Origin of the sequence: Poriferisphaera sp. WC338, from assembly GCF_050931845.1 — a bacterium.
In the GTDB taxonomy this organism is placed as follows: Bacteria; Planctomycetota; Phycisphaerae; order Phycisphaerales; family Phycisphaeraceae; genus Poriferisphaera.
On the sequence record NZ_CP194516.1, the window covers coordinates 3,951,168 to 3,970,749 of the forward strand.

General features: G+C 48.1%; 20 protein-coding genes. 7 read left to right on the top strand and 13 right to left on the bottom strand.

The window, feature by feature from the left end; all coding sequences use genetic code 11:
* Window positions 1-79: 79 nt before the first annotated feature.
* Window positions 80-406 (top strand): antibiotic biosynthesis monooxygenase family protein, encoded by a 327-nt coding sequence (locus ACQ6WK_RS16365; protein WP_432798463.1) that lies wholly within the window; start codon window positions 80-82, stop codon window positions 404-406.
* A 12-nt stretch (window positions 407-418) separates the two neighbouring features.
* Here the strand turns inward: ACQ6WK_RS16365 and ACQ6WK_RS16370 are convergent, their stop codons facing one another.
* The 4 genes from ACQ6WK_RS16370 to ACQ6WK_RS16385 form a co-directional block, all read right to left on the bottom strand.
* Entirely contained in the window at window positions 419-1,381 is a 963-nt protein-coding gene (locus ACQ6WK_RS16370; protein WP_432798464.1) for a HEAT repeat domain-containing protein, read from the bottom strand.
* Between the two features lie 114 nt (window positions 1,382-1,495).
* On the bottom strand, window positions 1,496-2,098 hold the full coding sequence (locus tag ACQ6WK_RS16375) for a thioredoxin family protein (protein WP_432798465.1): 603 nt from the start codon (window positions 2,096-2,098) through the stop codon (window positions 1,496-1,498).
* A 95-nt stretch (window positions 2,099-2,193) separates the two neighbouring features.
* Complete coding sequence (locus ACQ6WK_RS16380; RefSeq protein ID WP_432798466.1) at window positions 2,194-2,823, bottom strand: hypothetical protein; 630 nt, start codon at window positions 2,821-2,823, stop codon at window positions 2,194-2,196.
* Between the two features lie 62 nt (window positions 2,824-2,885).
* Window positions 2,886-3,341, bottom strand: coding sequence for an ankyrin repeat domain-containing protein (locus tag ACQ6WK_RS16385; RefSeq protein ID WP_432798467.1), 456 nt, complete (start codon window positions 3,339-3,341; stop codon window positions 2,886-2,888).
* A 160-nt stretch (window positions 3,342-3,501) separates the two neighbouring features.
* On the opposite strand from ACQ6WK_RS16385, the gene ACQ6WK_RS16390 reads away from it, so the two are divergent.
* The 3 genes from ACQ6WK_RS16390 to ACQ6WK_RS16400 all read left to right on the top strand — a co-directional run bounded on the left by ACQ6WK_RS16390 (window position 3,502) and on the right by ACQ6WK_RS16400 (window position 7,462).
* Window positions 3,502-5,358, top strand: a complete 1,857-nt coding sequence (locus ACQ6WK_RS16390; protein WP_432798468.1) for a glycosyltransferase — start codon at window positions 3,502-3,504, stop codon at window positions 5,356-5,358.
* 255 nt (window positions 5,359-5,613) lie between these two features.
* Window positions 5,614-6,741, top strand: a complete 1,128-nt coding sequence (locus ACQ6WK_RS16395) for a CaiB/BaiF CoA transferase family protein (RefSeq protein WP_432798469.1) — start codon at window positions 5,614-5,616, stop codon at window positions 6,739-6,741.
* Window positions 6,742-6,847: 106 nt separating this feature from the next.
* Window positions 6,848-7,462, top strand: a complete 615-nt coding sequence (locus ACQ6WK_RS16400; RefSeq protein WP_432798470.1) for a Pycsar system effector family protein — start codon at window positions 6,848-6,850, stop codon at window positions 7,460-7,462.
* Between the two features lie 43 nt (window positions 7,463-7,505).
* Here ACQ6WK_RS16400 and ACQ6WK_RS16405 read toward each other — a convergent pair whose 3' ends face one another.
* On the bottom strand, window positions 7,506-8,651 hold the full coding sequence (locus ACQ6WK_RS16405) for a Fic family protein (RefSeq protein WP_432798471.1): 1,146 nt from the start codon (window positions 8,649-8,651) through the stop codon (window positions 7,506-7,508).
* Window positions 8,652-8,997: 346 nt separating this feature from the next.
* Window positions 8,998-9,387, bottom strand: coding sequence for a nucleotide pyrophosphohydrolase (locus tag ACQ6WK_RS16410; protein ID WP_432798472.1), 390 nt, complete (start codon window positions 9,385-9,387; stop codon window positions 8,998-9,000).
* Between the two features lie 275 nt (window positions 9,388-9,662).
* Between ACQ6WK_RS16410 and ACQ6WK_RS16415 the strand changes: the two genes are divergently transcribed.
* On the top strand, window positions 9,663-9,857 hold the full coding sequence (locus ACQ6WK_RS16415; RefSeq protein WP_432798473.1) for a hypothetical protein: 195 nt from the start codon (window positions 9,663-9,665) through the stop codon (window positions 9,855-9,857).
* Between the two features lie 88 nt (window positions 9,858-9,945).
* Here the strand turns inward: ACQ6WK_RS16415 and dnaA are convergent, their stop codons facing one another.
* Complete coding sequence (gene dnaA, locus ACQ6WK_RS16420) at window positions 9,946-11,394, bottom strand: chromosomal replication initiator protein DnaA (protein ID WP_432798474.1); 1,449 nt, start codon at window positions 11,392-11,394, stop codon at window positions 9,946-9,948.
* A 390-nt stretch (window positions 11,395-11,784) separates the two neighbouring features.
* Between dnaA and ACQ6WK_RS16425 the strand changes: the two genes are divergently transcribed.
* Both ACQ6WK_RS16425 and ACQ6WK_RS16430 read left to right on the top strand, forming a co-directional pair.
* Window positions 11,785-13,119 carry a putative sugar nucleotidyl transferase gene (locus ACQ6WK_RS16425; protein ID WP_432798475.1) on the top strand — a complete coding sequence of 445 codons (1,335 nt, stop codon included), beginning with the start codon at window positions 11,785-11,787 and terminating at the stop codon, window positions 13,117-13,119.
* Between the two features lie 30 nt (window positions 13,120-13,149).
* Window positions 13,150-13,731, top strand: a complete 582-nt coding sequence (locus ACQ6WK_RS16430) for a hypothetical protein (RefSeq protein WP_432798476.1) — start codon at window positions 13,150-13,152, stop codon at window positions 13,729-13,731.
* A gap of 160 nt (window positions 13,732-13,891) precedes the next feature.
* Here ACQ6WK_RS16430 and ACQ6WK_RS16435 read toward each other — a convergent pair whose 3' ends face one another.
* From ACQ6WK_RS16435 to ACQ6WK_RS16460, 6 genes are all read right to left on the bottom strand, one after another.
* Window positions 13,892-14,305, bottom strand: a complete 414-nt coding sequence (locus ACQ6WK_RS16435) for a hypothetical protein (protein WP_432798477.1) — start codon at window positions 14,303-14,305, stop codon at window positions 13,892-13,894.
* An 832-nt stretch (window positions 14,306-15,137) separates the two neighbouring features.
* Window positions 15,138-16,001, bottom strand: a complete 864-nt coding sequence (mutM, locus tag ACQ6WK_RS16440) for a bifunctional DNA-formamidopyrimidine glycosylase/DNA-(apurinic or apyrimidinic site) lyase (protein ID WP_432798478.1) — start codon at window positions 15,999-16,001, stop codon at window positions 15,138-15,140.
* A gap of 145 nt (window positions 16,002-16,146) precedes the next feature.
* Complete coding sequence (locus tag ACQ6WK_RS16445; RefSeq protein WP_432798479.1) at window positions 16,147-16,755, bottom strand: hypothetical protein; 609 nt, start codon at window positions 16,753-16,755, stop codon at window positions 16,147-16,149.
* Between the two features lie 158 nt (window positions 16,756-16,913).
* Window positions 16,914-17,711, bottom strand: a complete 798-nt coding sequence (locus tag ACQ6WK_RS16450; protein WP_432798480.1) for a hypothetical protein — start codon at window positions 17,709-17,711, stop codon at window positions 16,914-16,916.
* 19 nt (window positions 17,712-17,730) lie between these two features.
* Window positions 17,731-18,492 carry a hypothetical protein gene (locus ACQ6WK_RS16455; RefSeq protein WP_432798481.1) on the bottom strand — a complete coding sequence of 254 codons (762 nt, stop codon included), beginning with the start codon at window positions 18,490-18,492 and terminating at the stop codon, window positions 17,731-17,733.
* Between the two features lie 47 nt (window positions 18,493-18,539).
* Window positions 18,540-19,577, bottom strand: coding sequence for a hypothetical protein (locus ACQ6WK_RS16460; RefSeq protein ID WP_432798482.1), 1,038 nt, complete (start codon window positions 19,575-19,577; stop codon window positions 18,540-18,542).
* Between the last annotated feature and the right edge of the window lie 5 nt (window positions 19,578-19,582).

A 19,582-nucleotide genomic window follows, 5' to 3' on the forward strand; every position in this document is an offset into this window, starting at 1 on the left:
TTTAACTAATGACCAAGTCTTCAATGATACTGTACGATGATGCACGACCCGACTCATCTTTCGCGCAAAGGAGTATGGGATGCATCAGGCGGCGTTACCCTACTATGCTGTCATTTTTACAAGCCACAAGAAAAAACAAAACGATTCCGGTTACCAAAAAATGTCCGATCGTATGTTCGAGTTAGTTAAAGAACAGCCGGGATTCATTAGCTATGAACACGTTCACAATCCCGATGGCCAATCCATTACGATCAGCTATTGGAAAGATAAAAAATCCATTCGTGCTTGGCGTGAACACACTGAGCATTGGATCGCCCAAGAGCTGGGCAAAACCAAATGGTACGACTGGTACAATATTCGTATCTGCAAAGTTGAACGTGCTTATGGCAATAATCTCCCGGATTAATCTCGATCACTACTAATCAAATACCATTTCAATCACCTGTCGTACACTTGCTTCACGTGCCGCATCAAGTAATCGATCTTTGAGCTTTTCATCATAGTGATATATCGCCATAGCTCGTACGACCGCCTCACCAGTTATATCGTCACCATACCGCACCAATCCGATTAAATAATCTGTCACATGATCCAGTCGCAGCATCGACATTGCTGTCAGCAAGTCTCCTCGTGTTTCTTCGTCTAAAGTTCGTTCATATGCTTCCCGCAGTACATTAAATGCACTTTCTAATCTTGACTGACCTAGTGCAATGATCGCTGCCCGCTCGTGTGTCTCCCGCGATTCATCACCAATAAAACCAGTCACAAAATCTATACCAGCCTCAATGCCGATCTGCAAAATGGACAACATACATTCCGAAAGTACATCAACATCTTCTTCAGCACCTAACACTGCCAATCGCAATAACGGTTCGCCATCGCCTAATCCACGATAGCCAATAGCCTTTGCCGCTCCTGCTCGCACGACATGCTCATCGTCCGCAAGCAGCATCGCCAACTCATTCATCACATCCCCATAATGGCATCGCACCATCGCAAGCGCCGCTACATTCCGAAGCTCCGTTGCCGTGTCTTCCCGCCCACCCCATACCGGCTCCATTTGCCTCATCCGAGCAGCCTTCACATATACCTCCGGTTCCGCCATATCCAACTGATAAAGTGCTCCAACTGCTGCTACTTTTGCCCGGCACCCAGGATCATTCTTCACTCCATTCACACAAAACCGTTCAAACATTTTCACCAACTCATCAGCAACCCCATTCATCATCATTTCCCCCGCGATCACTGCCGCTTTAGCCGCAACAATACTGTTCTTCCCTTTAATCGCCTTCAATACACCTGTTTGTAGTGCATCGTCATCTCCTGCCTCTCGAAGTTGGCTCAGTTCATCTAATTGATCCTCTAACCGCCGCTTAGACATACATATCATCCTTCCATAAAACTATCTCATCTACAACATAGCAAAAAAACCCGCCGTTTCCGGGGGGTTCTTCGTAGGTTTTTCATTTCAATGACAATACCTTGTCACTCACCGCTAAAAATACGTCGGCTCGTTCCCTGCTTTCCATTTAATATTGCAACCCATCGACGGCTTCTGATCTGCACTAACAGGCTCACCTATCAACACCGCATCAAGTGCTGCTCGTAAATCCTTCCCATTCGCCCCAGCATTCTGTGTATACACACCACTTTCAACCCGCACTGGCCGCGTATCATCAAGTTGCCCGCGGTATACCAACTTCAAATCTGCATCGTAAACAAAAAAGTCCGGCGTGCACGCAGCCCCATACGCCTTCGCCACACTCTGTTCCCCATCAAACAAATACGGAAATACATATTCCCTCGCTTCAGCTTCCTCTTTCATCTTCTCTGGCGAATCATCAGGATAAAACGCTACATCATTCGAATTAATCGCCAGTATCCCCACGCCTTTCTCTCCATACTCTTTCCCAATCCGTGCCAATTCATCCGCGACATGCTTCACATACGGACAATGATTACAAATGAACATCACCAAGTATGCCTTGCTCCCCGCAAAATCATCCAAACCCACCGCTTTACCACTCATCACATCAAGCAGCTTAAACGCTGGCGCTTCAGTTCCTAATTTCTGCATCGTTGAAGGTGTCAATGACATTACATCTCTCCTGTTGATTAGATCGCATAAAACCAATCTCTTTTACAACCCAATCATACACCCCTTTATGCCAACTTTCTTCCCTCTTTAGCATACTATTCCCTCACCGGTTTCACATACCAAACCCCAGCCACTTCATATAACAATCCTTCTGTTTCGCGCCCCCCCATCCCTGGCAATGTCAGCTTTGCCCCATCATCAGCCCACTCAAGTTCTTCCCACGCAAGCCCCTCAAGCAAATCTGCCATTGAGCTCATCATGGTTTGCATCCCTTCCTTTGCTCTCTCCAAATGCTCTGGCGGAATATTCGCCATTTGCTCTTTTCCCTTCATCATCTGTTCATACATCTCTGTCCCTGGCTCTAATAGCCTTTCAAAAAACGCAAACGGATCATCACCTCGTGCAAGCTCCACCATCTCGGCAATACTCTTCTCAAAATTTTCTCGCCGCTCCGCATCCGGATCAATCTCCACCACCACTTCTTCTTTCACCACAGCAACTTTTTTCTTTTCTGCTTTCTTCTCAATCACCGCCTCGGCCACTTCAACTTTTGGCTTCTCCGCCACAACGGTTTCTACCTCAGCCTTCTTCGGGGCTGTCTTCTCTTCTACCTTCCGAACAACTACCTTCTCAGTTTCCGGCTCTGGCTGCAGCATCATCCAACCAAACACACCCACTGCACCCAAAATTAAAATCACCAAAGCAACATTGATCAGCTTACCCATCTTTATTCGCCCTTCTTTGAAAACACCAAGCCTAATGGGTTTCAACCCATTGGAAGCGGGGTTTATGTGCCTTGGAACCCTTCGAATTCCTCAATCACTTCCAAAATCTCATCCGCCCCTTCATGTCCCGCCGCAATCAATCCCTCAGCAATATCTCGCGGCTGCCCCCCATCCGCCTTCCTCGCCCGCACATCCGCACCCCGCTGTAGTAATAGACGGACCACATCCACATTCGTTTCACTGCAAGCCACATGTAATGCTGTTGCCCGTGCTTTGGTTGGGCTTTCGGTGAACCGTGTTCGCCCATCAACGTTTCCCCCCGCATCCAAGATCATCTCCACAATCCGCACCTCACCCGCCTTCGCTGCTAAATGCAACGGCAACCACAATTCCTCTCCCCACGGCCGCTCGAACGCAATATGACGATGCACACTCTCACCATGCACCGCAAGCAACCGCTGAACGCCCGCAACATCCCCATCCTCAATCAATTGCACAAAATTCATGGAATCTGTCATGCCATCTTTCCGATATTCTCTAGAAGCCTGTCCGTCGTGCTATCCATTAGCATTGCCCCACCTTAAAATACAAGCATAACGTACAGCTCGGTGCCCGTCAGGACTCTGCCAACACCCGCTTCCGTCGTGCGACTTTCTGGCTCACAGGACATCTTCCACCATGGCAAAATCTAAACCCAACCCACCCAAAGCCGCACCTGTACCCCGCAAACCCCGCCCCACCAAGTCCCGTCGCGCTGAACCCCTCCTCCTCGAAATCTCATGGGAAGTCTGCAATCAGCTCGGCGGCATCTACACCGTCCTCCGCTCCAAAGTTCCCTCCATGGTCACCCGCTGGTCTAATCGCTACTGCCTCATCGGCCCATACAACCACGACAAAGCACAAGTCGAATTCGAACCCGCACCACTCGTTGGACCCATCGGCCAAACCGTCAAACAACTCCGCGAAATGGGCATCGGCGCACACTTTGGTCGCTGGCTCGTCACCGGCCGACCCAACGTCGTCCTTCTCGAACACCAATCTCTCCAAAACAATCTCTCCGACACTAAATACCGGCTTTTCAATGACCACGGCATCTCCACCCCCACCTCAGACGGACTCATCAACGACGTCATTTCCTTCGGCGAAGCCACGCGCATCTTCCTCAACACCCTCGCTGAAAAAGAATCGCACCGCCGCGACCTCGTCGCCCATTGCCACGAATGGATGGCTGGTCCGGCCATCCCTATGCTCCGCAAAGACAATTGGCCTGGTGCCATGGTCTTCACCACACACGCCACCATCCTCGGCAGATACTTGGCCATGAACGACAACCAGTTCTACGACCACCTCCCCTTCTTTGATGATGTCAAAGAAGCCAAACACTACAACATCGAAGCCCAACACCAACTCGAACGCGCTGCCGCGCACGGCTCACATGTCTTCACCACTGTCTCCGATGTCACTGCAGAAGAATGTACTCACCTGCTCGGGCGCACCCCTGACGTTCTGCTTCCCAATGGGCTGAACATCAATCGCTTCGCCGCACTACACGAATTCCAAAACCTTCATCAGGAATATAAAAAGCGCATCCATCAATTCACGATGGCCCACTTCTTCCCCTCCTATACCTTCGACCTCGACAACACACTCTACTTCTATACTTCCGGCCGATACGAATATCTCAACAAAGGTATGGACCTCACCATCGAAGCGCTCGCCCGCCTTAACCACCGACTCAAAGAAGCCGGCACACCCATCAACATCGTCTTCTTCCTCATCACCAAAGCACCTATCCACTCCATCAACGTCCACACACTTCAGTCCCGCGCGATGCTTGAAGAATTCCGCACCACAGCCGACCACATCAAAGAACAGGTCGGCCAGCGCCTCTTTGAAGCCGCCGCTACCGGCACCATCCCTGACCTCAACACATTGACTGATGAGTACTACCGCCTGCGACTCCGCCGCGCGATCCACGCATGGAAAAACGAGGCGCTCCCCGCCATTGTCACACACGATCTCATCGATGATCAAAAAGACCCCGTCCTCAATCAACTGCGCAATTGCAACCTGCTCAACTATCAGCACGACCCCGTGAAGTTTATCTATCACCCCAACTTTATCACAGCCACCAACCCTCTCTTCGGCATCGACTATGATCACTTTGTCCGCGGCACGCACCTCGGCGTCTTCCCCTCCTACTACGAACCATGGGGCTACACGCCGCTGGAATCCATGGCCCTCGGCGTCCCCGCTATCACCTCCGACCTCTCAGGCTTTGGCTCATACCTCGCACAACTGCTCCCCGATCACGATGAAAAAGGCATCGGCGTTGTACACCGCCGCTATGCCAATTATAACTCAGCTGCTGATCAACTCGCCGACATGATGTTTAAGTATTGCCAACTCTCTCGCCGCGAACGCATCAACATGCGCAACACTGTCGAATCTTTCAGCGAACATTTCGATTGGCACAACCTCGGCAGACGCTATCACGAAGCCCACGAACTCGCTCTCGACCGCTTCCATGCATAATTTTTCTCTTAAGACAAATCACAACAACATCAGCTTTCTATCATAAAAACGTTTATTCATTTTCTGAATAATATGGTAGATACTTTGCCCGCAATCAATCGTCTATACCTCATCATTATCACACCTTTAAAACCGATTAATTGAGGTACTCCTAAATATATACATATCATCCTCTCTCAACCGAACGCTTATCCCAAGTAGAAGCAAATAAATCTTCTGCCAACAATTCCTCAGATCTTTTCGCAGGAGTTATCTATGAACCGCCCGCTCGATGGCATCATTGTTGCAGATTTTACCCACGTCATGGCTGGTCCATATTGCACCAAATACCTCGTAGAAAGTGGAGCACGTGTGATCAAAATCGAGCGCCCAGTTCTGGGTGATGATGGCAGACACTATGGTCCATACGATGGTAAAAACTCACTCTACTTCCACACCTATAACCACAGCAAAGAATCCGTCGTCCTTGATCTTAAGAATCCAGATGACCATAAAATTGCAAGTAACATCATCGCCAAAGCAGATATCCTCGTCGAAAATTTTCGACCTGGTGTTATGAAAAAAATTAACTTCGATTATGATGCACTAAAAAGTAATAACCCCAAATTAATTTACACTTCCATTTGCGGCTACGGCCAAACCGGATGCATGGCCCACCTCCCCGCTTATGACCTGATTATTCAAGCTGCTACTGGATTGATGTCAGTTACCGGTGAAGCAGACGGACCACCAATTAAAGTCGGACCATCAATTGCAGATCTTATCGCTGGCCTCTACGCTTTTACTGCTATTAATACTGCACTTTACCACCGAACTAGAACAGGCAAAGGTACCCACATTGATATCGCAATGTTTGATTGCCTCCTCACGCTTCTCGGCGTAACTTGCCTGACACAAACCGCACTCAACATCACACCCACACGCATTGGTAATCACCACTCCGACATCACGCCTTTTGGTATTTTTAATTGTAAAGATACACATATCATCATCTGTGCCGGCACTGATGCACTCTTTAGACAAACATGTGAAGTCTTAAACATTTCTAAACTCGCTGATGATCCTAAAATGGCAACCAACGAACTACGCGCACAAAATCGCGATTATATGAATCATGCTTTCAATCAAGCACTTTCTAAAAACACAGCAAAACATTGGCATGAAAAATTTGATAACACTGGTATCCCGAGTGGTTTAGTCAATAGCATCAAAGAAGCTCTAAAAATGCCCAATCTGAAAGATCGTGACATCATGATTCAGGCAGGCAAATACACTATGGTTGGCAACCCCATGAAATTCAGTGACATCGAGATGCCCAAAAAATATGCCACCGCACCGACACTCGGCCAACACACCAATCAAATCCGAAAAGAATTTTCATAACCCAAGCCTCATCATCTACTACTGGTTTTTCCGACTGTTGCGATTGTGCTGCATCTACGAGAATGTCCGCACAAACAAATACATTCAATTTAAACCGGAACACGAAATGAACGATCAAAAAGTCACACTAGCTGAACATGCTCCCCCTGAAATTGAAAACGATGTACACAAATCGTCAGCCACATCCTCCAATAAACAAACCACGCAGGAAAATATTAACCTTGCTCTCACCATTCATCAGCATATCCACGACAACATTAAATTCGCTGATCAGAAAGCGCTCTTCCTCACCGTGCTGAACACCGCATTGCTCGGTTATATCTGGTCACTCACTGCTGTCGTTCACACGCCGCTTTTCTATACTAAACTATTTGTTTGCGGCGCGCTTGCGCTCGCCATTGGCTTTGCCGTCTGGACCGTTCGACCGCGCGGTGACCGCCCTACCAATAGCACGCCAGGCCTCGTCAATCCAAACCGCATCGTCATGCACAAAAAATTTACAGACTATCAAACCGAACTGAATGCCGCGTCAAAAAATGATGTCCTCATCCACCTCCAAGAACTTATCTATGATCGCTCAAACACAAACCAAAAAAAATATGATTCACTCCGCATCAGCCTCAATATCTCTGCACTCGGCTGGATTGGCGGACTCGGTATCGTCGTTTGGCCAACCCTTTCTGCACTTTCGACCCATCTCACCACCCAAACAATTCAATGATTACCAAATATCTAATCAAAGGTTAGATAATAGCGCTATCAATTCAATACCCATCAAACACATGATCATCCGAACACAATAACCGTAAAAACTGTGGATGAATAAACAGCTTATCCCGGCCTACTGTCTTTTCTGCAAGCACACCCGCATCCACCAAACTTTTCAAGTATACACTTGCCGTCTGACGCTTGACGATCCCCGCTTCCACCAGATTTCCAATCCTGCAGTACGGCTGCTCAAAAAGCACATCCGTTAACTCATGTGAATAAATCTTCGGCAGTCTATCTCGTAGATAGTGTTTGGTATGCAGCATCAACTCCGCCACCGCTTCAATCTTCGCGCACGTCCATCGCGCAGTATCTTCAATCGCAGCAATCATAAAACAGATCCATTTCTCCCAATCTTCCCGCACTCCGTTTTCTCCAACTCCCGCATTCACACTCTCCGTCACACTGCGCAACCGCTCATAATAAATCGATTTCAAATCCACAATGTACCGACTTAAGTACAACACCGGAATCTCCAATAGCCGCTCCTTAAGCAACAATAAAATATTCAGGATCCGTCCCGTTCTGCCATTACCATCATCAAACGGATGAATCGCCTCAAACTGATAATGTCCTACAGCCATCCGCACCAAAGGATCAACCTCCCCACGCTCATTCATGAACCGTTCCCAATTCGCAAGCTTCTGCCGCAGTACCGCTTCTCCCTCCGGCGGTGTATAAATCACTTCACGTGTCACCGTGTTCGCAATCCGCACCCCGCTTCCTTCACGTAACCCCACCGCCTTGTTCCGCAAAATTGAACAAAGCTCCAACGCCATCTTCGCCGTCACTGGCCGCTTCTGAATCTCACGATATCCATGCTGAAGCGCTGTCCGATACCGGTACGCCTCTTTCGTCGAAGGATCAACATCACGATCCCCACCACCCATCGCAGCATACTTAAACAGCTCATCACTCGTAGTTACAATATTTTCAATCTCACTACTGCCTTGCGCTTCCAGCAACGGAATCGTGTTGATCAATACCGATTGATTCGGAATACGCTTCCCCGCCTGACGTAGTTCCGCCAAAGCAGCATGAGCCCCAATACACGTCTTCAAAATCCCCCGACTCTCCAAATCCACGCTCTGCGGCGGAAGCAGCGGCAAGTCATTAAACGGCCTATCCTTCACATATACCATTTCGACACATTCTCAATATATGTTTATAAAATCTTATTTGATCGACATGTATTTACCTTATGTACACATAATCAACTCGTCAACAAAATATGTCGATTTTATCGCAATATATATACATTATCTTATAAGTTATTTACATAAAGATAATTACAATACACGTGATGAAGGAATGTTCAAGAAATCGTGCTTCACAGGCTTTGCTGATCTTAACTTACAGATTTTTTGATATCACCGACGCCACCGGTTATTTCAAGCAACACATTCTCTGCACCTCAAGCAAAGCGATGGCTTATATCCGTACAATCTAAAATCAATCAATAAAACATATCCTAAAATCTTCCGGTGATTAAGATTCCCACTTCGCTTTCCAGTCTTCATCTTCTGGAAAGCGCCTCTCATTTTTAGACAGCTTTGCAAAGTATGCTTCGACAAGATCAATACCACTCGCATTGGCAAATTCCATCAGATACATCAAAACATCTGCCATTTCTTCTGCGACTTCAGCTTTTACTTCTGGCCGATTCATGATCTCGGTACTTTCCTGCTCACCGAGCCATTGAAAATGTTCCATGATCTCTGCAGCTTCGATCGCAATACTCATCGCCAAATGCTTTGGTTGGTGATAGCGTTCCCAATTCCGCCGCCGCGCAAAATCCAGCACCGCATTTTTCATCTCACCAACTGTTGTATTACTATCAAATTTATTATTGTAACGTTGATCATTTATTTGAGTCATCATCTTACTCCTCAAACATCCCTATTAGAATCTCTTACAAAAATTGTAGCCGAGTTTTCTCTTAAGTGATTTTAAGCTTTTGGCATTCTCTATCATGAAATAATACTGGTCATGTAATATTACATGTGATAACGTTAAAAACGTAATACAAAAGTTTTCTTACCATCATTCATCAAACGCTTGGCATAAATTTCTCTTTGTCATTACTCAACTTAGACGACATCAACAGGATACTTTATTAAGGCTTTGAAAATTAAACCCAACGTAGAAGAAAAATGAGTCATAAAGATAAAAAGCAAAATAAGATTGGCGAGTATATGGTCATTGGGATACCGCTTGGAGCATTATTTGGAATGACATTTGGGCTTTTAGTCTCTGAAGAATCTGGTCTCATTTATGGTATTAGTTTGGGTTCATTATTTGGAATGGTTTTGGGAATTATTCTTGGAAGTCTCCAAAAAAGTGAATGATCATGTCTTTTATTAATTACATAAAAAAGCCCAGTCATTAATCTTAACTGGGCTTGTGATGAACTATGTTTCTGCGATCTTCATGCTTCTAGCCAAGACTCTCAGCCAATGAGTTGCTTGCGCTTACAGTGCCCATGCCAATCTGTGCGTCAAGTTGATTGACCTGCACGCCGAACATTTCGTCTTTCTTCATACGATCATCAATCGTACGAATCGAATGCATAACAGTAGTATGATCGCGGCCACCAAAGTATCCACCGATTTCTTCAAGGCTGAACCGGGTGCGCTTGCGAGCCAGGAACATGCAAACTTGCCGCGGCTCGGTCACGCTCTTGTGGCGACGACGCGATTGCAGATCCGATAGCCGCACGTTGTAGTACTCAGTCACGACATCAATGATGTTTTGTAGTGTGACTTGATTAGATTTCGCACCACCACCGCCGGGCTGATCGCCAAGTGCTGCTTGTGCGAGGGGTAGATCGATGTTCTTCTCTTGAAGAGCTGCGTGTCCTTGCACGGTCGTAAAAGCGCCTTCAAGTTCACGTGCATTGGAATCGATCTTAGAAGCGATGTAGTTGGTCACTTCCTCGGGCATTTGGATACCGCGAAGCTTTGCCTTCGCTTTCAAAATCGCGACACGTGTTTCATAGCCAGGTTTACTCACGTTAGTGACCAAGCCCCAACCAAAACGAGATACCAACCTATCTTCAAGGTCAGGTATCTCACTGGGTGCTGCATCAGAGCTAAGAACAATTTGCTTATTGGATTGATAAAGTTCGTTGAAGGTATGAAAAAATTCTTCTTGTGTGCGATCGCGCTTCGCAAGGAAATGGATGTCGTCTATGACGAGCATGTCTACATGACGGTAACGATGACGGAATTCATTCATCTTGCCAGATTGCACACATTCAAGAAACTGATTCATGAATGCATCGCAGGAGACATAAAGAATGTTAGTGTCAGGGTTGTTAGCAAGAATTTGTTGGCAAATCGCTTGAAGAAGGTGTGTCTTACCAAGTCCAACACCACCGTGAATGAACAACGGGTTGTAAGCTGTGCCGGGTTGGTTGGCAACAGCAACACTCGCTGCATAAGCAAGTTGATTGTTTGGACCGGTGATGAAATTATCAAAGGAGTAATCAGGCGAGAGCACCATCTGATCACTATGCCCATCACCAGTACTAACGCCCACACCGACTGTTGCAGCACCTGAAGTATTCACAACACTGTTGCTTGCTGGTGCGCCGTTTGTGTTTACTGCCGGTGTGGTATGGACCGATTGATTCATCGAAGGACGGTCAACAAAGCGTACTGCGACAAGGTTGCCGGTCGCGACTTGCGCCGCTTCAGTGAACTGTTCCAGACAACGTTTCTGCAGATAGTTCTGCTGCACAGCTGTGCTGGTTTGAATCTGGAGCAAACCACCATCGAGCGCAACAGGAACCAATTCCTCGAACCACTGACGACAAATCGTCGAGTGCTTCTTGCGCATATACGTCATCATCTCGCGCCATTGCGCGTTATCAAGTTTCGCCATTGCGGCTGTTCTCACTTCAATTCAATTTAAAAAATCAGCGGTGTCCATCGGACGTGCGAATCGCAGATAGGCCCCACCATTTGAGCTGCATTATTCAGTCGCGATCCGCTTCCTGCCTCTTCCAATATAACAAAACTAAATCCATCGCTCACGCCTGTCAATGCTGCCTGTTTCTGACAGGACCGTTGGGCGGATTTTGTGATCCGATTTAATCTTCCTTAACCCGCAATTTGAGCGGTATAATCGGGCCACAACATCTACTTTAACACGTCACACGCGTCAGCCAAATACCCAATGCCCCACAATCAAACTTTCCCTAAACCCGACTTCCAATCTCCCCGAACAACAAATATGATAAGCCTAACTATTATTGGGAAATGGTGATTCACATTGGGTACCAAACTTCTTCTTTTCGATGACCTAAAAGGCAACTTCGGCCCCCTCACGGACCGCAGACCCGCATTCCAGCTCCGGACCGGCTCAAATACCATTGCGACACGCATCTCGCGCGCCTTGGAATTGCCAATTGCAGCACTTTACTGCGCGAAACATCTGCCGCCGTTGTTGGCTGAACTTTATCCGAACATTCCGATCAATCAGCCATTTTATGAGCCGGATATCATCGCGGTGAACGGGCGCTGGAATGCGCTACATCACATTCATGCGATCAAGTCGCTTCCGCTTGGCAGTGCGCTGGTTTGCTCACAATCCTCACACGTGATAGCGGTGCGCGACTCTGCCGAAAATCTCACACTGGTTGCCGAAGCGCAATTTGATCCTGACAGCTTGTCAGACCACTTAAAAATCGCCACACTCGATCCTGTGCCGATCAATATGACCACACCGCAGGTCACCGCATCGAAACTTGATAACATTCCCGATAATTCTAAGGACTACTTGCCGCCGCTACTTTCACGCCCTTGGCACATTCATGATCAACTTCCGCAAACTCTTCTGACTGACCTTGCCCACAACAATCTTCCGGTCATTCATCCCGAAGAACATATCAACATTACTGCCTTTGGATCACACCCAATGCGTGTTGCTTCCACCGCACGATTACACCCTTATGTAGTGGTTGATGCGCAGTACGGCCCGGTCGTCATCGATGAGTATGCTGAGATTAACCCGCTCACCGTACTTCAAGGTCCATGCTACATCGGACCGCACTCCGTGCTCGTTTCACATACATCAATTCGCCGCAACACTGTCGTCGGCCCTTGGTGTAAGCTCGGCGGCGAAATCGGTTCAGCCATCATCCAAGGTTACTCCAACAAAGTTCACGATGGCTTCCTCGGTGCTGCCCTCGTCGGCGAATGGGTCAACCTCGGTGCAGATACCAATGTCTCCAACCTCAAAAACACCTATGGCTCGGTGCGTATTCAACTCGGACCCGATGAAGAGCCACAAGATACTAATCGCACCTTCCATGGTCCTATCATCGGTGACTTTGTCCGAACCGGTATCGGCACACGTGTGAACACCGGTGCGGTGCTCGGCACCGGCTGCATGTTTGCTGGTTCACACTTCACACCCAAATCCGCTGCGCCGTTCGGCTTCTACACCGACGGCCCCGACGGCATGGTCCGCTCCGAATATGATCTCGAAAAGTTCATTCATACTGCCAAAACCATGATGGCCCGCCGTGATCGCACACTCACCTATGCTGAAGAATGTTATCTTCGTGAACTACACGCCAAAAATAACCCGCCCGTCACCACCTAACAATCATCTTTCGTTAGCAATGTTCATTTGATGATTACTTTCAAGCCCGCATCGCCAACATGGCACATCATCCCTTGGCCTGTTCAGGGGATTTTTCATGCGCTCCTGATTGGAACATTCTGCCGACTAGAAATAAGTGTAAATGTGGTGGCAAGCCAAACAAATCTTCAATACCATCATGACATGATCAGGAAACAGGTTCTATTGTTCATCATGCTGTTGGGCGTCATGTTAATGTTGCCGGGTTGTACCACGTACTACCGCATGGATGTATCAGTCCGTACCACTAAGACAGATATGCCGATTGATAATGTTGCGGTACAAACTGAATATGTGCCAGCACCGTGGTATTGGCCGTTCGATCCGAAACAGGACAAAGCGGTGACTAATCCTTCCGGGCATACGCTAATCATCGTAGCAGACTATAGCCGCGGTACACATCTCAAAATTGCAGGTACACCCTTCAAGCTTGAATCGCGAAACTTTGAACTTGGTGTGCGATTGTATTCACCTCGGTTCATTGCCACCGTCACACCTTTGGGTAAGTCAGATCCACCTACCGAAGAACCCACCTATGCGAGTAGTACTGATATTCTTCCCCCTTCCAGATGATGATTGATCCCGCCACAACTACGTATCAAGAAATCACTAGCGATAAGCCTAGTTTCTCCAAACGTGAACATCATTCATTTGATCTACCACAATAAGCCAACAATCTTTTTCAGGATTACTGACAAAAAGCATCCGCTACTAGAGTTCGTTCCTGCGAGGATCATTTCCAAAGCACATACTGGTAGTACCAGATTAAGATGCCAAAACCGATTGCTGCCATCCCGACAAACACCAGTAAACTCGCAAGCAGCATGCCAGCACGCTCGAGTATGCTTCGCCGATGACTGTCCTGCTTGAGTCCACTGCAAATCCCTACCAGTAGCATGCCAATCCCCATCAACAAAACTACTGCAAACACATCCAGTAAAACCAACCCAATAAGTAGTTCAGTGATACGGTGTATTTCGAAATAAGCGGTCACCCCAGCTAGCAGCAGAAGCACTGCCCCCATGCCCGGCCCGACATGTGTCACCATCCGATCATGCCGTGCGTACAAACGCTGAATTCTCTTAACGCGGCGGTAGATCCACGTTTGAAACACCCCAAGTAAACTCATCGGAGATAATGATCGCATCGTTAGGTCTCCCCCCTTACGACTGTTTTGATTGGTTCCAGCCAACGTGGCCGGCCTGTCTCGCTGGCATCATCATGATCCTCAAGCCAAACAGATCTCAATACTACTCATATCTCTCATTTTCCCCACTTGCTTTACCTGATCGCTACCCCCGCCGATAATCCTTGCCAATGAAGGCTGAACAAAAACTGATTTCTTAACCGAGGCGATCTGCTGAACTGAACGTATTTTGTAGTCCTCATCACTTCATTCCAATTCTTGTTCGCTTTGAAAAACAAACGATCAACGTCCGGATAACCGCCTGTAACGATAGGATAGACGGGCACTTATCCACAATTTGTGTGTAAACTGTTGATAAAGAACAGTCCATTAACCTCGCGCTCACTCCGTTCTGACAAAGTGTGATCGTTGATAAGACATATGAATGATGTGATATTTATAGGTAACCCGCTTGGCGCCAGCGACGTGGACAATCCGTGGAAGATTCGGCGCTTGGCGCCGACTGATGCTGGAACTGGACGCAGTTCCGCCCCGATAAGTCCGCGAATGGCGCTCATATCAGCACTAGTGTCCGCGTTATTATCGGGGCGCAGGCGCTTACCAGCGCTTCAGCAACAGTTTGTCCAGATCAATTGCAAATCAAAAGTAGTTTTTAAGATTATTATTGAAATGGACTTATAGTTAGATATTCCCTATTTCCATACATGTGAGAGACTTAATCCACAAAGCGCCAAAGGTATTACTAAGATGAAGAGATTTATCTTTCTTTATTAGTAATAAAGAAGGCACACAGACTCAGCAACCAATCCATTTCAAGTAAATCCAAAATCAATTAACCAGCTGGCTGACATGACGGGCAAAATACAGTTGATCGCCCTGCCAAAATCAAACCTTCCAGCTCATGATCACAGGTGGTGCAGGGCTGACCAGATCGACCGTAAACTTTGTGGTTGTTTTGGTACCCACCGAGATCACCAACGCCATTGACATAATCACGTAAAGTCGAGCCGCCTGATTGAATTGCGTTCCGGAGCAAACGACGCATTTTGGGTACAAGCGTTTGGATCTGCTTGCGAGTTAATTGACCCGCTGAGTATTCAGGGTGGATACCTGATCGGTGGAGTAATTCGTCGACGTAGATGTTGCCCAGGCCGGCGACAAGATTCTGATCAAGGAGTGCTGCCTTGATTGTTCGTCTGGTTCGGCTCAGCCGGTCGTGGAGGTCTTTGGGAGTAATCGCAAGGGCATCAGGGCCTAGTGAGGACCATCGGCTAGAGAGTAGATCCTCGTGGGATTGGAATAGCCAAAGCCCGCCGAAGCGGCGCGGGTCGCGGAAGATAAGTTTTGTGGTTGGTTTTTTGTCCTGTGAGGTAACAAGGTCAAGAACAAAGTGTGTGTGATTGGGGAGGGAGGAGCGTGATGGTGTGTGAATGCGAAGTTGGCCGGTCATGCCAAGGCCAACACACAAGATTGGCGAGATGTTGTTTGTAGATTGAAAAACGAGAGCAAGCTGTTTGCCGTGGCGGATAAGGTTTGTGATGGTAGTACGCTGCAATAGCGATTGAGGGGACGTAGAAGGGATGTGATCGATGTTCAGGACGTCTGGCCGTATGATTTGAACCGCGCTCACCGATAGCCCTGTGATCTGATCAGCAAGTGAGAGGCGGATGTTTTCAACTTCAGGTAGCTCAGGCATGAAGATATTTTAGCAATGAATAGCGTTCATGTGATTGGATAAGATGCAGAAAACCAGTTGTTACGTGATATGAAAAATAGACTTCAGTTTTGTTCAAAATGATGAGTGGATATGAAGCGGGGTTGTATGGCTATCTTTATGTTTGTCACTTCCGGCGGATACGTGTGAAAAGGGGGAGACTGGTGAGTGCGAGGAAAGCGAGTGAAGTTGGTTCGGGGACAACGGTGAAAGAGACGTATGTTGCGACCGGGCCAGAGGGTACTGGTGTGGGTAAGAAAATTGAAGAGCTATGGATGTGGGCGTCAGAGATAATTGTGTCGATGGAGGGTGCGATGGCGGCATCACCGGTGGCAAGAATGAACTCGGGGTCTGCATCGTCAAATTGATAAGGGATGGCAAACGCATCGGAGCCATGATTGAAGTAGATCGTGAGGCCATAGGTTTCCAAGGCGATGAAGATTTGTGTCGCTGCCGTAACAGCTGCGGTTTCATTCTCCCAGAAGGCCGGCGGGTCATCTGTAGTGGAATCAGAAAAATCCATATCGCCGTTAGGGTCCCAGATCTGGTTAAACGTGAATGATGTTGCAGTACCTTGATGGAAACTGTGAAACGTTGCGTTATAGGTAACGCCACCAACAAGGATGCCGTTGATGCCTGAGGCTTCGGTAGGGGAGTAAAAGATTGGTGTGGGCGCTGCATGTGTAAGAGTGGTGATTGATAACAAGGTTACAAGTATGAGTATTGTTTTTGTCATAGTGTTATCCTCCTCCCATTGGAATGGATTGTGGTGTATAAGATCGGGTGTGTCAGAGAAACACGTCTTTTTGATATAGTTGATTGCGATTGGCGATTGATTGAAAGTAAAGGGGCTGAATGTCAGAGACAACAGGAAGAACCAGTGGTTTTATGTTGTTAGTTTCTGCGAGTGATAAGCAGTAGTGGAAGTGCGAGAAACGATAAAGTGGCGGGTTCGGGGATGAGGATGAGGTTGAGTGTTGAGCCGGCGTAAAAGGCGTCTTTGTCGAGTGCGATGGGGGTGTTGTCATCAAGTTCCCATGTGAAGGATGTGCCGTCGGCGAATTTACCTGAGAGCACTTGTCCTGCGACTGCGGTTTGGATTGATGTTGGGGTGCCAGCTGTGAGTGTTGGGAGGGTGCCGCCGGTGAGAGAGAAGTCGTAGCCGGTGACGTTGACGGTACCGAGGTGGTTGACTGCGAGGGAAGTGATGTTGCCACCTGAGATGTTGAGTGTGCTTTGAACGTCGAGGAAAGAGTCGATGAATCCGCCGGTCATGTTGAGGACGCTGTCATCGAGTAACGCGAAGTAATAGCTGATGCTGCCGCCTGAGATATTGAAGATGCTGTTGCCGAAGGCGCGACCGGTTTGAGCGAGTGAGCCGCCGGTGATGTTGATGGTTGTGTTGTCGTATCCGCGGAAGTTTGCGTCGACTGTGCCGGCGTGGATATTGATTTCGGAGCCTGTTTCAGCGGAGAAGTATGAGCCGACGGTTCCGCCCGTCATGTTGAGTGTGCCGGAGTATTCGGCGTTGTTGGGGATGACGCCGGTGCCTGAGAGATTGACGGTATCGGCAGGGTTAATGACGTCGGGCGCGTTGCCGCTGGGCACGTTGTAGATCACTGCATTGGTGTATTGAGTGAGAGAAAGTGTCAGTGCTGTTGCACAAATCAATGAAAAAGTCTTAATCAGCATCATTGTGTCCTTATCATGGTTATGGCTGTTTTGTTAATCGGCGGGTGAGGAATGGGAGTGTTGTGAGTAAGAAGAGGAGTGCGGTGGTGGGTTCGGGGATGAGGATGAGGTTAAGGGTGGCGGATGCGCTGATGGTGAAATCATTGGGGGTGCTGTATGCACTTGCGATTAATGAGAATGCTGTGCCATCGGCGAGTAGACCGGTGATGATTTCGCCTGGACCTGTGGTGATTTCGGTTGGTGTGGTGGAGAGGCCAAGGATTGGTGATCCGATTAATTTGAAGTTAGACCCGGTGATGTTCAGAGTGCTTGAGTCATTGACACTGAAGGTGTCACTTATGGTTCCACCAGAAAGGTGAACGGTGCTGAGGAATGAGGCTGTAAATTCTTCGCCCAGATCGCCACCTGAAATGTAAACTGTGGAGAAGTCGAGTGCATTGACAGTGCTTGCGAATGTTCCGCCGGTGATATGCATTGTGGATGACTCTTCAATAGAAGCGTTGTGGCCGATCGTGCCGCCATGAATGAAAACCTGGCTTGTGTTTGTAGCGATAAAGAAGTCGTCGACGGTACCGTCGTTGATTGTGACTTGGCTGGAATCTCTTGCGGTAAAAAAGCTGCCGAGGTAGCCGCCGGCGTTTAGTATGAGTGTGTCGTCGAGTGTGGTGTCTGATGGTGCGGTGTCGGTTGGAATGACATAGTCGAATGCGTGTGAGGTGTTGACGAGTGTGATTGAAATCGCGGCGGCGATGATCAGTTTAAACGATGATTTCGTTATCATTCAATTATCCCTTTATTTACAGGGTTTATTGGTAAATTTGAAATCAGTTATGCGCGTGAACGGCGTGTGAAGAGTGGTAGGGTTGAGAGTGAGAGGAGGATGGCGGTGGTGGGTTCGGGGATGAGTGTGACGGTGATGGTTGCGTCGTCGGCTGCGTAATCGACTGATGCATCGTCGATGATGCTGTTGAGTGTGTAACTGAAGGCTGATCCATCGGCGAGGATGCCGGCGAGGACTGCGTTATTGCGCTCTGTGATTTCGGTTGGGATGTGAGAGAGGTCTGCGATTGGGATTCCGTCTAATGTGAAGTTAGAGCCGATGAAGTTTGTTTTTTTGGTTGTGTAGATAATGCCGTCGATTGTTCCGCCAGAGACTTGGACGGACCCGTTTGCGGTACTGAGTAGTTTGCCGGTGGATGCGATTGTTCCACCAGAGAAATTGAGTGGTTTGTTTGAGGATGAGTTGCCGAGGAGGGCATTGAATGTTCCGTCGGTGACGTCGAGGTTGGCTTTGACGCGCATGAGGACGTTGCTGTGGAAGGTACCGCCTTCGATGGTGGTGATAGATTGGCCTTTGAGTTCTAGTTTGGCGTTAAAGATTCCAGCTGTGATGTGGGATTGTACATCGTCGATTGTTTGGTAGAGCGCGTTGAATGTACCGGCGGTGACGTTGACGGATGCGTTATTGAACGTGACGAAGTTAGAGTCGATGGTTCCGCCGTTGAGATTGAGTTCGGCAAAATTTTTGAGTGTGATGTTGGAGAGTGTGCCGTTTGTGACAGTGAGGATGCTGTTATCTGTGGCGACGATTTCGTGTGCAGAGCCTGCGGAGAGGTTGGCAGAACTGTTGTCATTGAGTGTGAGTTTGGCGGAGAGGTTGCCGCCGCTAATGAAGACTTGGCTGTTGTTGTCAGCGGTGAGGTTAGCGTTGATGACACCGGTAGGGTTGAGTGTGAGTGTGTCGGTGTTGGAGAGTGTGCCGGGGTTGGGGTCGGATGGGATGATGTAGTCTGCTGCATGGGTCATGGTTACAAATGACAATGATAATGCTGCGAAAAGTGTCGCTATGGTTTTGTGATTAATCATGATCT

Excerpts from the sequence above, each read along its gene's own strand:
- ACQ6WK_RS16370 (WP_432798464.1), bottom strand. The coding sequence starts at position 1,381 with ATGTCTAAGCGGCGGTTAGAGGATCAATTAGATGAACTGAGCCAACTT.
- ACQ6WK_RS16375 (WP_432798465.1), bottom strand. The coding sequence starts at position 2,098 with ATGTCATTGACACCTTCAACGATGCAGAAATTAGGAACTGAAGCGCCA.
- ACQ6WK_RS16410 (WP_432798472.1), bottom strand. The coding sequence starts at position 9,387 with ATGACTCAAATAAATGATCAACGTTACAATAATAAATTTGATAGTAAT.
- ACQ6WK_RS16455 (WP_432798481.1), bottom strand. The coding sequence starts at position 18,492 with ATGATAACGAAATCATCGTTTAAACTGATCATCGCCGCCGCGATTTCA.
- ACQ6WK_RS16395 (WP_432798469.1), top strand. The coding sequence starts at position 5,614 with ATGAACCGCCCGCTCGATGGCATCATTGTTGCAGATTTTACCCACGTC.
- ACQ6WK_RS16365 (WP_432798463.1), top strand. The coding sequence starts at position 80 with ATGCATCAGGCGGCGTTACCCTACTATGCTGTCATTTTTACAAGCCAC.
- mutM (WP_432798478.1), bottom strand. The coding sequence starts at position 16,001 with ATGCCTGAGCTACCTGAAGTTGAAAACATCCGCCTCTCACTTGCTGAT.
- ACQ6WK_RS16380 (WP_432798466.1), bottom strand. The coding sequence starts at position 2,823 with ATGGGTAAGCTGATCAATGTTGCTTTGGTGATTTTAATTTTGGGTGCA.
- ACQ6WK_RS16460 (WP_432798482.1), bottom strand. The coding sequence starts at position 19,577 with ATGATTAATCACAAAACCATAGCGACACTTTTCGCAGCATTATCATTG.
- ACQ6WK_RS16450 (WP_432798480.1), bottom strand. The coding sequence starts at position 17,711 with ATGCTGATTAAGACTTTTTCATTGATTTGTGCAACAGCACTGACACTT.
- ACQ6WK_RS16435 (WP_432798477.1), bottom strand. The coding sequence starts at position 14,305 with ATGCGATCATTATCTCCGATGAGTTTACTTGGGGTGTTTCAAACGTGG.
- ACQ6WK_RS16390 (WP_432798468.1), top strand. The coding sequence starts at position 3,502 with ATGGCAAAATCTAAACCCAACCCACCCAAAGCCGCACCTGTACCCCGC.
- ACQ6WK_RS16400 (WP_432798470.1), top strand. The coding sequence starts at position 6,848 with ATGAACGATCAAAAAGTCACACTAGCTGAACATGCTCCCCCTGAAATT.
- ACQ6WK_RS16445 (WP_432798479.1), bottom strand. The coding sequence starts at position 16,755 with ATGACAAAAACAATACTCATACTTGTAACCTTGTTATCAATCACCACT.
- dnaA (WP_432798474.1), bottom strand. The coding sequence starts at position 11,394 with ATGGCGAAACTTGATAACGCGCAATGGCGCGAGATGATGACGTATATG.
- ACQ6WK_RS16385 (WP_432798467.1), bottom strand. The coding sequence starts at position 3,341 with ATGACAGATTCCATGAATTTTGTGCAATTGATTGAGGATGGGGATGTT.
- ACQ6WK_RS16430 (WP_432798476.1), top strand. The coding sequence starts at position 13,150 with ATGATTACTTTCAAGCCCGCATCGCCAACATGGCACATCATCCCTTGG.
- ACQ6WK_RS16405 (WP_432798471.1), bottom strand. The coding sequence starts at position 8,651 with ATGGTATATGTGAAGGATAGGCCGTTTAATGACTTGCCGCTGCTTCCG.
- ACQ6WK_RS16415 (WP_432798473.1), top strand. The coding sequence starts at position 9,663 with ATGAGTCATAAAGATAAAAAGCAAAATAAGATTGGCGAGTATATGGTC.